The following is a 12489-nucleotide window of genomic DNA, read 5'->3' as shown; positions in this document are numbered from 1 at the left end:
GCCGGTGGCGGGGCCGTAGCGCTACGGCCCCGCCACCCGCCGAACGTATTTCAGTACCTCAGTACCTCAGTGCTGCTGCCGCGGTACGGGCGCGGGCGTGGCGTGCGGATGTGCGGGGGCCGGGGCCGGGGCCGACGGTACGGGCGTCGGTGTCCGGGTGTCCGAGCCGGGCGGCACCGGCATCGGGGTCGGCGTCCGGGTGCCCGGTCCGGCCGGGACCGGCGTCGGCGTGCGGGGCGTGGACGGAACCGGCCTCGGGGTCGAGGGGCGGGACGGGGCCGGCGCTGCTGTCGGCGTCCCGTGCGGGGTCGCCGGTGCCGGCGACGGGGTGGCGTCCGCCCGCGTCGCGGAGTGCGTGTCGTGCTGGACGGCCTGCGCGGTCACGGTGCCGGTGACGGCGAGGGCGGCGCCGGCTGCGGAGACCCCCAGGGCGGTGCGCAGCCTGCGGACGCGGCGGGGACGGGGGACACGGTGTGCGGACATGGGGTCCTTCGGGTTCGGTTCGGTCGCTGTCGGGGTGCCGCTGTATCGAAGCGGCGAGGTGTCGAAGTGGAGGCCTCCACTTCGACAGACGTCCGGCCCCCGCCGGGGTTGCGGGTGAACCCCGGCGAATTTCCTTCGGGGGCGCGCCGGGCCGTGTCACAGTGGGCCGGCGGCGTATCACGGAACCCGGCGTGCCCGCGTACGCCGGCCGACGGAGGTGCTCATGGGGGCGGTGCACACGGCGTTGCTGCTCGGCACGGGGCTGTTCTGGACGGTCGTCTACGTCCTGCTGATCCGTACCGGGCTGCGGGAGCGGACCTTCGGGATGCCGGTCGTCGCGTTCGCCACCAACATCTCCTGGGAGTTCATGTTCGCCTTCGTGCGGCCCGCGCCCGGCGTGATGCACGTGGTCAACATCGTCTGGTTCTGCTTCGACCTCGCCGTCGGATACACCGTCGTCCGCTTCGGGCGGGCCGAATTCCCTTATCTCCCCGACCGGTTCTTCCTCCCCGCCCTGGCCCTGCTGCTCGCCCTCGCCTACCCGGGCATGAACTACGCCTCCGAACAGTTCGACGAGGGCGTCGGCACGTTCACCGCGTTCGGCAGCAACCTCGCCATGTCCGGCATGTTCCTGGCGATGCTCGCCGCCCGCCGCGGCAGCCGCGGCCAGTCCCCCGGGATCGCGGTGAGCAAGCTGCTCGGTACCGCCTGCGCCTCGGCCTCCATGCTCACCGACCCCGACCGGGCTGCCCGCTACGACAGCGCCCTCATGTACTACCTCTACGCCGGCTGTCTCCTCCTCGACCTGGCCTACGCCGGCGCCGTGTTCGCCGTACGACGGGCCGAGGCCGCGACGGGGCGGGAAGCGGCGGAACCGGTGGCCGGGAGCGCCGCCGTGGAGGCGGTTTGAGTGCCCCGGGCGACCGGCCGGCGGGGCGACATCGTTGTCCCGTCCCCCGAATGGCGGCGGCCGACCGGCGGGCCCACGATGGTGCCGTGGGGTACGGCCACCGCCGCAGCGCCGGTGCCGCCCGAGGCCGCCGGGGGACGGAGGCCGGCCCCGGCCGCGGTGAGCGGCCGGAAGGGAGGACACCGTCATGCTGGAAGCCAAGACGGTCGACAAGCCGGACGAACGGCGTGACTTCCCCCGCGGCCACCTCGAAGCGCTCCACCTGACCGGGCTCGACTTCGCGGTGGGCACCTTCGAACCGGGCTGGCGCTGGTCGGAGTCGGTGGCTCCGATCGCGGGCACGAAGACCTGCATGGTCCACCACAACGGCTATGTGATCCAGGGCCGGATGCACCTGCTCATGGACGACGGCGCCGAGACCGAGGTCGGACCGGGCGACGTGTTCGTGTGCTCGCCCGGCCACGATGCCTGGGTGGTGGGTGACGAGCAGGTCGTCGTCCTCGACTTCGCCGGAACGATGGCGAACGAGTACGCCAAGGGTTCATGACCCCCGGAGTTCCTTCACACCCCTTCTTGCACATCCGCACCGGGCCGCCCAGCCGGCGGCCCGGTGCCGCGCCCGCCCCCGCCGCTCACACCGGCAGCAGCCGGGCGACCAGCGTGCCGAGCTGGCGGGCCGTGCGGCACTCGTGCATCTCCACCAGCTCCGCGTAGGCGGGCGCGGCCGAGTCGCCGGTGCCCCAGCGCTCGCGCGGCTCTGGGTTCAGCCAGTAGACGCGCCGGGCCCGCCGGGCCAGCTCGCCCGCGGCCGGCAGGTTCGGGTCGCTCATGTTGGTGCGGGCGTCCCCGAGGACGAACACCGTCGTGCGCGGCCCGACCGCGTCGCCGTACCGCTCGGTGAACTCGCCCAGGGCCACGCCGTAGTCGCTGCTGCCGTGCCAGCCGGTGAGCGTGGCCTCGGCACGGATCCGGGCGCCGAGCCCGTCGGCGTCGGCCGTGCCGCGCCGGAGCAGTCCCGTCACCTCGTCCAGACGGTTGACGAAGGCGAACACCCGGACCTTGCTGAACTGGTCGTGCAGCGCCTGCACCAGCAGCATGGTGAAGTCCGAGAAGCCGGACACCGAGCCCGACACGTCGCACAGCAGCACGAGTTCGGGCCGGACCGGGCGGCGCCGGCGCAGCACGGGCCGCATCGGCACCCCGCCCGTGGACAGCGACGAGCGAAGGGTGCGGCGCAGATCGACCGTGCCGCGCGCGGCCCGGCGCCGGCGCGCCGCCAGCCGCGTGGCCAGCTTGCGGGCGAGCGGCTGAACCGCCCTGCGCAGCTCGGCCAGTTGGTCCCGCCCGGCGAACAGGAAGTCCACCCGGTCGGCGGTCGGTGCGACGGCCCGCCGGGCGATCTCGTCCCGGCCGCGCCGCTCGGCGACCCGGCGGCGCGCCTCGGCCGCGACCAGCCGCCGGAACACCTCGATCCGGGCCCGGATCTCGTCCTCCAGCAGCCGGTCCGCGAACTCCGTGGCACCGCTCCGGCCGCCTTGCCCGCCCTGACCCCTGATGCCGTCCCGCACGCGGGCCAGCAGGGTCTGCGGACGGATGCGGTCCAGGGCCTGGTACGAGGAGAAGCCGTCCGAGCCGGGTGAACTCCCGTACCCGCCGAAGCCGTCCACCGCCTCCGCCGCCAACCGGCCCAGCGCCGCCTCGTCGTTCGCGGCCAGCGCCGCGGCGAGCCGGTCACGCAGGTCGTCCCGGTTCACTGGGCCGGTGTCCGGGCCGCCGACGCCGCGCGGGAAGTACAGGTCGAAGACCGGGTCGAACACCGCCCGCTGGCCCTGCCCGTGCAGCAGCGTCGCGGCCAGTCCCTCGCGCAGCAGCTCCCGGTCGGCGAGGCCGAGCGCCGCCACCGCACGCGCCGCGTCCACGCTCTCGCCGGTACCGATCCGCACGCCGTGCGCGCGCAGCGCCCCGACCAGGGCGGTGACGCGCTCGGCGACATCGCTCACAGCGCTTCCAGGTCCAGCTTGGCGGCCGCCTTCAGGACATCGTCCTGGTGCTTGAGGATCACGCCGAGACTGTCCCGTACGACCGTCTCGTCCAGCGTGTCGGCGCCGAGGGCGAGCAGGGTGCGCGCCCAGTCGACGGTCTCGGCGACGGACGGCGCCTTGCGCAGGTCCATCGCGCGCAGCGCCCCGACGACCCGGACCACCGACTCGGTCAGCGCCTCGGTGAGCTCCGGCACCTTCAGCCGTACGATCCGGCGCTCCAGCTCCTCCTCCGGGAACCCGATGTGCAGGAACAGGCAGCGCCGGCGCAGGGCCTCGGACAGCTCGCGGCCGGCGTTGGAGGTCAGCACGACGAACGGGCGGCGCGTGGCGGTGACCGTGCCCAGCTCCGGGACGGTGACCTGGAAGTCGCTGAGCACCTCCAGCAGCAGCCCCTCCATCTCGACGTCGGCCTTGTCGGTCTCGTCGATCAGCAGCACGGTCGGTTCGTCGCCGCGGATCGCGGTCAGCAGGGGGCGCGGGAGCAGGAACTCCTCGCTGAAGATGTCGGTGCGGGTCTCGTCCCAGCTCTCGTCCCGGCCGGCGCTGATCCGCAGCAGCTGCTTGGCGTGGTTCCACTCGTACAGCGCGCGGGACTCGTCGACGCCCTCGTAGCACTGGAGCCGTACCAGCCGGGCCCCGGCGACCTTGGCGACGGCTTTGGCCAGCTCGGTCTTGCCCACCCCGGCGGGCCCCTCCACCAGCAGCGGCTTGCCGAGCCGGTCGGCGAGGAAGACGGTCGTGGCGACGGCGGGGGAGGCGAGGTACCCGGTCTCGGCGAGACGGGCGGAGACATCGCCGACGGACGTGAACAACGGGGGCCTCCGGCTGATCGGGTCCATGCTTCTGCGCTTCCGCCCACTATCTAAGCGCTTGTTCAGTCCATCTGTCACGCCTCGGCCGTCCGCACGCCCGTCAGCCCAGCAGGACGACCTCCAGCGTCCGCGGACCGTGCACCCCCTCCACCCGGTCCAGCTCGATGTCGCTCGTCGCCGAGGGGCCGGAGATCCAGGTCAGGGGGCGGGCGGGGGAGAGGCGTCCGAGCGCCTGCGGGACGGAGGAGACGACCTGCTCGGGCACGCGGACGACGCAGATGTGGTGGTCGGGGATCAGGGTGATGCGGCGGCGGCCCTGGTCCCCGGAGCCGTCGAGGACGATCGTGCCGGTCTCGGCGATCGCCACCGCGCAGCCCGTGACCACACTCCCCACGCGGTCCAGCCGCTGCGGTGTGCTCGCGGCACGGTCGTGGATCCGCACGGGATCGGCGGCCGACATCCACGCGGGCGGCAGGCCCGGGGGTACCAGCACCTCCTCGGAGCCACGCTCGGCGAGCAGCCGCATGATCAGGTACGGCAGTTCCTCGGCGTCCGAACGGTGCACGACCGCCCGGTAGTCCGCCAGGTTCTCTGCGAGCAGGTCCACGGTCTCCTCGGCCGTCCGCTCACCGTGCTCGCGCAGATAGTCCCGGCCGACGGCCTCCTCGTACGGCCGTGTCTCCGGTGTGACGTCCGCGAGCGCGCGCCGCACCCGCCCCAGGACCCGTTCCCTGCTGCTCACTTGGCCTCGTCCTTTCCGCCGCGCGTCCGCTGCCACCAGTCCCGGAACGGCTCCGTCGGCACGGCGGGCAGGTCCCGGGTGCCGCTCCACGCCCGGCCGGGGCCGGGCAGCGTACGGGGATGCAGCCGGCGGGTGCGGGAGGCCAGCCGCTGACCCGTGCGCAGCGCGCCCGGGTGGGCGAACGCCCAGCGCGCCGCCCGCATCGCCGCCCGCTCGGCCGCGTGTCCCTTGGCCGGCTTCAGCAGCACCTTGTTGCCCTCCCGCACGGCCGGGCCGCCCTCGACGACCCGCTCCCGCAGGTGCACCAGCACCTCGGGGATGTCGATGGCGACGGGGCACACCTCGTAGCAGGCGCCGCAGAGCGAGGAGGCGTACGGCAGGGAGGCGTCGATCTCGCTTCCCGTGCCCCGCAGTTGGGGGCTGAGGATGGCGCCGATCGGGCCCGGGTACACCGAGCCGTACGCGTGGCCGCCCGCCCGCTCGTACACCGGGCACACGTTCAGGCAGGCGGAGCAGCGGATGCAGCGCAGCGCCTGGCGGCCGACCCGGTCGGCGAGGGTGTCGGTGCGGCCGTTGTCGAGGAGCACCAGGTGGAACGTGCGCGGCCCGTCCTCGTCCGTCGTGCCGGTCCACATACTGGTGTACGGGTTCATGCGCTCGGCGGTGGAGGAGCGGGGCAGGGTCTGAAGGAACACCTCCAGGTCCCGCCAGGTGGGCACGATCTTCTCGATGCCGACGACCGAGATCAGCGTCTCGGGCAGGGTCAGGCACATCCGGCCGTTCCCCTCGGACTCCACGACCACCAGGGTGCCGGTCTCGGCGACCATGAAGTTGGCGCCCGAGATGCCGACCTTGGCCCGCAGGAACTTCTCCCGCAGGTGCAGCCGGGCCGCCTCCGCGAGTTCGGCGGGGCTGTCCGTCAGGCCCTCGGGGGCCGGGCGGCCCCAGGCGCCCATCTCGCTCGCGAAGATGTCCCGGATCTCGCCCCGGTTGCGGTGGATGGCGGGGACGAGGATGTGCGAGGGCCGGTCCCGGCCCAACTGCACGATCAGTTCGGCGAGATCGGTCTCATAGGCGTGGATGCCCTCGGCGAGCAGTGCCTCGTTGAGCCCGATCTCCTGCGTGGCCATCGACTTGACCTTGACGGCCTCCGACTCGCCGGTCTCCTTGACCAGGTCGGCGACGACCCGGTTCGCCTCGTCGGCGTCGGCCGCCCAGTGGACCGTACCGCCCGCCGCGGTGACCGATTCCTCCAACTGGACCAGGTAGCGGTCGAGATGGCGCAGGGTGTGGTCCTTGATCCGCCGGCCCGCCTCGCGCAGTTCGGCCCAGTCCGGCAACTCGGCGACGGCCTGGGCCCGTTTGGCGCGGATGGTGTGCGTGGCGTGCCGGAGGTTGCCGCGCAGGGTCTGGTCGTGGACGGCATCCCGGGCCGCCTCGGGAAAGGCCGGCATACCGACGAACGTCCCGCTCATACCGCCGCGTCCTGCTCCGTGCCGGCCGTGCCCGTTCCGCTTCCGGTCACGTCGTCCTCCTCGGTGCTCGCCAGGATCTCCGCGATGTGCACGGACCGCATCGCCGTCCGCAGCCGGCTCATCGTGCCGCCGATGTGCATCAGGCAGGAGTTGTCGGCCGCGCACAGCACCGAGGCACCCGTCGACTCCGCGTTGCGCACCTTGTCCGCGCCCATCGCCGCCGACACGTCCGCGTTCTTCACCGCGAACGTCCCTCCGAAGCCGCAGCACTCCTCGGCCCCCGGGAGCTCGACGAGTTCCAGCCCCTTCACGGCCTCCAGGAGCCGGCGGGGCCGGTCGCCGAGGCCCAGGCCGCGCAGCCCGTGGCACGTCGGGTGGTAGGTGACCCGGTGCGGGTAGTACGCGCCGACGTCCGTCACCCCCAGGACGTCCACCAGGAACTCCGTCAGCTCGTACGTCTTCGGCACCACCGGCGCCAGAGTCCGCGCGAGCGACTCGCCCCGCCCCTCGGCCCGCGCCCGCTCGCCGAGCCGGGGATACAGCTCCCGCACCATCGCCCCGCACGACCCGGACGGCGTCACGATCGCCTCGTACTCCCCGAACACCTCGGCGAAGTGCCGGGCCAGCGGCTCGGTCCCGTGCCGGTAGCCGGTGTTGTAGTGCGCCTGACCACAGCACGTCTGCGCCATCGGAAAGTCGACCTCGACGCCCAGCCGGGTCAGCAGCCTCACCACGGCCCGCCCGGTGTCCGGATAGAGCGTGTCGTTGACACAGGTCAGGAACAGGGCGACACGCATCGCGGCTCCTCGGGGTCGGTCGGCGGACGAGTGCAGGGTATGGGGCGAAGGGCACCGCGGGGGAGGGCGCCACCCACCGCCCGGCGAGCCGGGGCGACGGCGCACGGCGTCGCGAGAGGGCCTCCCCTCACCGCGCGGCGAGCCGGCCGCCGCTCCCGGCAGGGCGAGCCTGCCGCCGCTCAGCGCGTGGCGAGCCGGGGCGACCGCGCACCGCGTCGCGGGCCGGTCACCGCTCAGCGCAGGGCGAAGCCGGTCACCGCGTGGCACGCCGGGGCCACCGCTCACTGCACGGCGGGCCGGCCTCCGCTCACCGCCCGGCGAGTCGGGTCTCCGCTCACCGCAAGGCGAGCCGGGTCTCCGCGTCCCGCCAGCGGCCGGTGTCGCCGCGCGGGGTGTACCTGGTCAGCGGCTGGGTGCGGACGAGCAGCCGGCGCATGTCGGCGAGGTCGCCCACCAGGCCGTGGGTGCGGGCCTGCACCAGCACGTTGCCGAGCGCGGCCGCCTCCGTCGCGCCGGCCACCACCGGCAGCCCGCAGGCGTCGGCGGTCAGCTGGCACAGCAGCGCGTTGCGGGTGCCGCCGCCGACGACGTGCACCACGTCCACGGCGTGGTCGGCGAGCCGCTGGGCGTCCGCGACGGCCCGGCGGTGGGCGAGCGCCAGCGAGTCGAGGATGCACCGGGTGACCTCGGCCCGCGTGCCGGGCACCGGCTGCCCCGAGGACCGGCACGCTTCCGCGATCCGCTCCGGCATCCGTCCCGGTGCGAGGAACGCCGTGTCGCCGGCGTCCACCACCGAGCGCAGGCCGGGCGCCCCCGCGGCCTCCCGGAGCAGCGTCCCGAGGTCCGGCTCGCCCCAGGCGCGCCGGCACTCCTGGAGCAGCCACAGCCCCATGATGTTGCGCAGATAGCGCACGGTGCCGTCGAGCCCCAGCTCGTTGGTGAAGTTCGCGGCGCGGCTCTCCTCGGTGAGCACCGGAGCGGCCAGCTCCAGGCCGGCCAGCGACCAGGTGCCGGTGCAGATGTAGGCGAAGCGCCCGCCCACGGCCGGCACCGCGGCGACCGCCGACGCCGTGTCGTGCGAGCCGACCGCGGTCACCGGCACCGGCCCGTCCAGCCCCGTCTCCTCCAGTACCCGGGGCCGCAGCAGCCCCGCCGGATCGCCCGGCCGGCGCAGCGGCGCGAACAGGCCGAGGTCGATGCCCAGGCGCTGGGCGAGGCGGTACGCCCAGTCGCCCGTGCGGGGGTCGACCAGCTGGGTGGTGGAGGCGTTGGTCAGCTCGGTGCCCTGCTCGCCCGTCAGCCAGTACGTCAGCAGGTCCGGGATCAGCAGCAGCCGCCGGGCCTGGGCGAACTGGGCCGAGGAGCGGGCGGCGACCAGCTGGTACAGGGTGTTGAACGGGGCGTACTGCACCCCGGTCGCCGCGTACAGCTCCTCGGCCGGCACAGTCGCCCATACCTTCTCGGCGACGCCCTCCGTGCGGGCGTCGCGATAGTGCGCCGGGTTGCCCAGCAGGGCCCCGTCGGCGTCCAGCAGACCGTGGTCGACGGCCCAGCTGTCGATGCCGACGGAGTCGACCTGTCCCGCCGCGCGCAGCCCGTCCAGCACCCCGGCGTACAGGCCCAGCACGTCCCAGCGCAGCCCCTCCGCCACCTGGACCGGCCGGTTGGGGAACCGGTGCGCCTCGCTCAGCTCCAGCGCGCCGTACCCGACCCGGCCGACCATCACCCGCCCGCTGGACGCCCCCAGGTCCACGGCGGCGTACGACCGTCCGCTCCCGCTCATCGCAGGAAGGCGGCCGCCACGCCCGCGTCGACCGGAATGTGCAGCCCGGTGGTGTGGGTGAGGTCCCCGCCCGTCAGCGCGAACACCGCGTTCGCCACGTGCTCGGGCAGCACCTCCCGTTTGAGCAGGGTCCGCTGGGCGTAGAACTCGCCCAGCCCCTCCTCCGGCACCCCGTACACCGCGGCGCGCCGCGCCCCCCAGCCGCCCGCGAAGATCCCGGAGCCGCGCACCACCCCGTCGGGGTTGACACCGTTCACCCGGATCCCGTGTTCGCCCAGCTCGGCGGCGAGCAGCCGCACCTGGTGGGCCTGGTCGGCCTTCGTCGCCGAGTAGGCGATGTTGTTCGGGCCGGCGAACACCGCGTTCTTCGAGACGATGTACACGAGGTCACCGCCGAGCCCCTGCGCGATCATCAGCCGTGCCGCCTCCCGCGACACCAGGAACGAGCCCCGGGCCATGATGTCGTGCTGGAGGTCCCAGTCCTTCGCGGACGTCTCCAGCAGCGGCTTGGAGACGGAGATCCCGGCGTTGTTCACCACCAGGTCCACCCCGCCGAGGGCGAGCACGGTCGCCCGGAAGGCCTCGGCGATCTGCTCCTCGTCGGTCACGTCGACGGTGACGGCAACCGCCTTGTCCGGCCCGCCGAGTTCCTCGGCGACGGCCCGCGCGCTCTCCCCGTTCAGATCGGCTACGACGACACAGGCGCCCTCGGCGGCCAGCCGGCGCGCGACGGCCTTCCCGATCCCGCTCCCGGCGCCCGTCACCAGCGCCACCCGCGTGGCCAGCGGCTTCGGTTCCGGCATGCGCCGGAGCTTGGCCTCCTCCAGCGCCCAGTACTCGATGCGGAACTTCTCGGCCTCCTCGATCGGCGCGTAGCCGGACACGGCCTCCGCGCCCCGCATGACGTTGATCGCGTTGACGTAGAACTCCCCGGCCACCCGGGCGGTCTGCTTGTCCTTGCCGAAGGAGAACATGCCGACGCCGGGCACGAGCACGATCGCCGGATCGGCACCGCGCATGGGAGGGGAGTCCGGCAGCGCGTGCTGTGCGTAGTAGGCGGCGTACGCCTCCCGGTACGCGGTGTGCAGTTCCCTCAGCCGGGCGACCGCGTCCTCCAGGGGCGCCGTCGGCGGCAGGTCGAGCACCAGGGGTCGTACCTTGGTCCGCAGGAAGTGGTCCGGGCAGGACGTGCCGAGCGCGGCGAGCCGCGGGTGTTCCGCGCGGGCGAGGAAGTCCAGCACCGCGTCGGAGTCGGTGAAGTGCCCGACCTGCGGCCGGTCCTGCGAGGCGACGGCCCGGACGTACGGCGCGAGGGCGGCCGCCCGCTCCCGGCGGTCCGCCTCGGGCAGCGCGTCGTAGCCCTGGAGCACCGGCCCGAAGGGCTCCGGCTTCCCGCGCTCGGCCAGGAACGCCTCGGCGGTGCGGATGATGTGCAGGGAGTTCCGCTCGCACTCCTCGGAGCTGTCGCCCCAGGCGGTGATGCCGTGTCCGCCGAGGACGCACCCGACGGCCCGCGGGTTGGCCTCCTTCACGGCGGCGATGTCCAGGCCCAGTTGGAAGCCCGGCCGCCGCCACGGCACCCACACCACGCTGTCCCCGAAGCACTCGGCGGCCAGCTGCTCCCCGTCGGCCGCACAGGCGAGCGCGATCCCCGAGTCCGGATGCAGGTGGTCCACGTGCGGGGCGTCGACCAGCCCGTGCATGGCGGTGTCGATGGACGGCGCGGCCCCGCCCTTCCCGTGCAGGCAGTAGTCGAAGGCGCCCACCATCTCGTCCTCGCGCTCCACCCCCGGGTACACGTCCTTGAGCGCCCGCAGCCGGTCCAGCCGCAGCACGGCGAGCCCCGCCTCCGTGAGCGTCCCGAGGTCCCCGCCGGACCCCTTGACCCACATCAGCTCCACCTCGCCCCCGGTGACGGGATCGGCCGCGGTGCCTTTCGCGGACGCGTTGCCACCGGCGTAGTTGGTGTTCCGGGGATCGGAGCCGAGCCGATGAGACCGGGCGAGCAGATCGGCAGCGGCGGGACGGACAGCCATGAGTACGGTTCCCTTTCAGAAGAGGAGGCGTTTCGAAGGGGCGCGGGGAACTGCGCGGCAGGCTACGGACAACCCGCACCGGGCGGACAACGGAAAGGGGCAGACGCGGCTACGCCCCCCACCCCGCCTGCCGCCCCCCGACCCGCTCGGCGACGACCCTCTCTGCCCACCCGGACCGGCCATACGCGGCCAGGGGGTCCGGGGCCAGCCCCATCTCCTCCCGCACCTCCCGAAGAAGCGGACGCACATCCGTGTCGTACGCGTCCATCAGCACCGCGTTCGCGCCGAGCACATCCCCGGATTCCTGCGCGGCGGACAGCGCGGCCCGGTCCACCAGCAGCGCCTTCGCCGTGGCCTCCTGCACGTTCATCACCGAGCGGATGATCGCCGGGATCTTCGCCTCGATGTTGTGGCACTGGTCGAGCATGAAGGCCACGTCCGGTGCGAGCCCGCCGCCGCGGACGACCTCGTACATGATCCGGAACAGCTGGAACGGGTCGGCGGCCCCGGCCATCAGATCGTCGTCGGCGTAGAACCGGCTGTTGAAGTCGAACCCGCCGAGCCTTCCCTCCCGCAGCAGTGTCGCCACGATGAACTCGATGTTCGTGCCCGGCGCGTGGTGCCCGGTGTCGACGACCACCCGCGCCTTCGGGCCCAGCTTCAGGCAGTGCGCGTACGCCGTTCCCCAGTCCGGTACGTCCGTCGTGTAGAACGCCGGCTCGAAGAGCTTGTACTCCAGCAGCATCCGCTGCCCCTCGCCGAGCCGCCCGTACACCTCGGCCAGCCCCTCGGCGAGCCGGTCCTGCCGGGCCCGTACGTCGTCCTGCCCCGGGTAGTTGGTGCCGTCCGCGAACCACAGCTTCAGCTCCCGGGACCCGGTCGCGTCCATGATGTCCACGCACTCCAGCAGGTGGTCCACCGCCTTGCGGCGCACCGCCGCGTCCGGATGGCAGATGCTGCCCAGCCGGTAGTCGTCGTCCTGGAAGGTGTTGGAGTTGACCGCGCCCAGCCGCAGCCCGCGCTCCTTCGCGTACGTGGCCAGCTCCGCGTAGTCCTCGACGGTGTCCCACGGGATGTGCAGGGCCACGGTCGGGGCCACGCCGGTGAACTCGTGCACCTTCGCAGCGTCGTCCAGCTTTTCGAACGGATCGCGCGGCACACCGGCCTGCGCGAACACCTTGAACCGGGTGCCCGAGTTCCCGTACGCCCACGACGGCGTCTCGACGGCCTGGGTCTTGAGCGCGGCCTTCACCGCGGCGAGGTCGGTCACGTGCGGGCTCCTGACGATGTCGGTCGGAACGACTGAACGGTGTGAAACGATTCAGTCCCGCAAGCTATGAGCCGGCCGGAGACGTGTCAAGCAGTCCGGCGGATCCGCCCGCCGGGACGGGGGCGGACGCGCGGGACCG

General features: G+C 73.5%; 11 protein-coding genes. 2 read left to right on the top strand and 9 right to left on the bottom strand.

Annotated elements, in window-relative coordinates:
• Nucleotides 1-66: 66 nt before the first annotated feature.
• Complete coding sequence (locus ABZ854_RS22650; RefSeq protein WP_361213761.1) at nucleotides 67-483, bottom strand: hypothetical protein; 417 nt, start codon at nucleotides 481-483, stop codon at nucleotides 67-69.
• 223 nt (nucleotides 484-706) lie between these two features.
• On the opposite strand from ABZ854_RS22650, the gene ABZ854_RS22645 reads away from it, so the two are divergent.
• Both ABZ854_RS22645 and ABZ854_RS22640 read left to right on the top strand, forming a co-directional pair.
• The gene (locus ABZ854_RS22645) at nucleotides 707-1393 is read left to right on the top strand and encodes a hypothetical protein (RefSeq protein WP_361213759.1); all 687 of its coding nucleotides are present in this window, start codon (nucleotides 707-709) and stop codon (nucleotides 1391-1393) included.
• A 187-nt stretch (nucleotides 1394-1580) separates the two neighbouring features.
• Entirely contained in the window at nucleotides 1581-1940 is a 360-nt protein-coding gene (locus ABZ854_RS22640; RefSeq protein WP_361213757.1) for a cupin domain-containing protein, read from the top strand.
• 85 nt (nucleotides 1941-2025) lie between these two features.
• On the opposite strand, the gene ABZ854_RS22635 is transcribed toward ABZ854_RS22640, so the two are convergent.
• The 8 genes from ABZ854_RS22635 to rhaI form a co-directional block, all read right to left on the bottom strand.
• Nucleotides 2026-3393, bottom strand: coding sequence for a VWA domain-containing protein (locus ABZ854_RS22635; protein WP_361213755.1), 1368 nt, complete (start codon nucleotides 3391-3393; stop codon nucleotides 2026-2028).
• On the bottom strand, nucleotides 3390-4247 hold the full coding sequence (locus ABZ854_RS22630) for a MoxR family ATPase (RefSeq protein ID WP_361213776.1): 858 nt from the start codon (nucleotides 4245-4247) through the stop codon (nucleotides 3390-3392). The genes ABZ854_RS22635 and ABZ854_RS22630 overlap by 4 nt, the downstream gene beginning before the upstream one ends.
• Before the next feature lie 100 nt (nucleotides 4248-4347).
• Nucleotides 4348-4989: an LUD domain-containing protein gene (locus ABZ854_RS22625; protein WP_361213753.1), complete on the bottom strand. Its 642-nt coding sequence runs from the start codon at nucleotides 4987-4989 to the stop codon at nucleotides 4348-4350.
• A complete protein-coding gene (locus tag ABZ854_RS22620) occupies nucleotides 4986-6464 on the bottom strand; it encodes a LutB/LldF family L-lactate oxidation iron-sulfur protein (RefSeq protein ID WP_361213751.1) in 1479 nt (492 codons plus the stop codon). The genes ABZ854_RS22625 and ABZ854_RS22620 overlap by 4 nt, the downstream gene beginning before the upstream one ends.
• A complete protein-coding gene (locus ABZ854_RS22615; RefSeq protein ID WP_361213750.1) occupies nucleotides 6461-7261 on the bottom strand; it encodes a (Fe-S)-binding protein in 801 nt (266 codons plus the stop codon). Before ABZ854_RS22615 ends, ABZ854_RS22620 begins: the two co-directional genes overlap by 4 nt.
• A gap of 334 nt (nucleotides 7262-7595) precedes the next feature.
• Nucleotides 7596-9044, bottom strand: a complete 1449-nt coding sequence (locus tag ABZ854_RS22610) for a rhamnulokinase family protein (protein ID WP_361213748.1) — start codon at nucleotides 9042-9044, stop codon at nucleotides 7596-7598.
• Entirely contained in the window at nucleotides 9041-11080 is a 2040-nt protein-coding gene (locus ABZ854_RS22605) for a bifunctional aldolase/short-chain dehydrogenase (protein ID WP_361213746.1), read from the bottom strand. The genes ABZ854_RS22610 and ABZ854_RS22605 overlap by 4 nt, the downstream gene beginning before the upstream one ends.
• Nucleotides 11081-11189: 109 nt before the next feature.
• Nucleotides 11190-12350: an L-rhamnose isomerase gene (rhaI, locus tag ABZ854_RS22600; RefSeq protein WP_361213744.1), complete on the bottom strand. Its 1161-nt coding sequence runs from the start codon at nucleotides 12348-12350 to the stop codon at nucleotides 11190-11192.
• Nucleotides 12351-12489 lie beyond the last annotated feature (139 nt).

The organism is Streptomyces sp. NPDC047028, assembly GCF_040644095.1.
GTDB lineage: Bacteria > Actinomycetota > Actinomycetes > Streptomycetales > Streptomycetaceae > Streptomyces.
Note: the sequence above shows the minus strand (reverse complement) of the source record. Positions and strands in the feature narration are given on the sequence as shown.

Bases quoted from the DNA above. Each gene is read 5' to 3' on its own strand.
- ABZ854_RS22645 (WP_361213759.1), top strand. From the start codon at position 707: ATGGGGGCGGTGCACACGGCGTTGCTGCTCGGCACGGGGCTGTTCTGG.
- ABZ854_RS22650 (WP_361213761.1), bottom strand. From the start codon at position 483: ATGTCCGCACACCGTGTCCCCCGTCCCCGCCGCGTCCGCAGGCTGCGC.
- ABZ854_RS22605 (WP_361213746.1), bottom strand. From the start codon at position 11,080: ATGGCTGTCCGTCCCGCCGCTGCCGATCTGCTCGCCCGGTCTCATCGG.
- ABZ854_RS22640 (WP_361213757.1), top strand. From the start codon at position 1,581: ATGCTGGAAGCCAAGACGGTCGACAAGCCGGACGAACGGCGTGACTTC.
- ABZ854_RS22610 (WP_361213748.1), bottom strand. From the start codon at position 9,044: ATGAGCGGGAGCGGACGGTCGTACGCCGCCGTGGACCTGGGGGCGTCC.
- ABZ854_RS22620 (WP_361213751.1), bottom strand. From the start codon at position 6,464: ATGAGCGGGACGTTCGTCGGTATGCCGGCCTTTCCCGAGGCGGCCCGG.
- ABZ854_RS22615 (WP_361213750.1), bottom strand. From the start codon at position 7,261: ATGCGTGTCGCCCTGTTCCTGACCTGTGTCAACGACACGCTCTATCCG.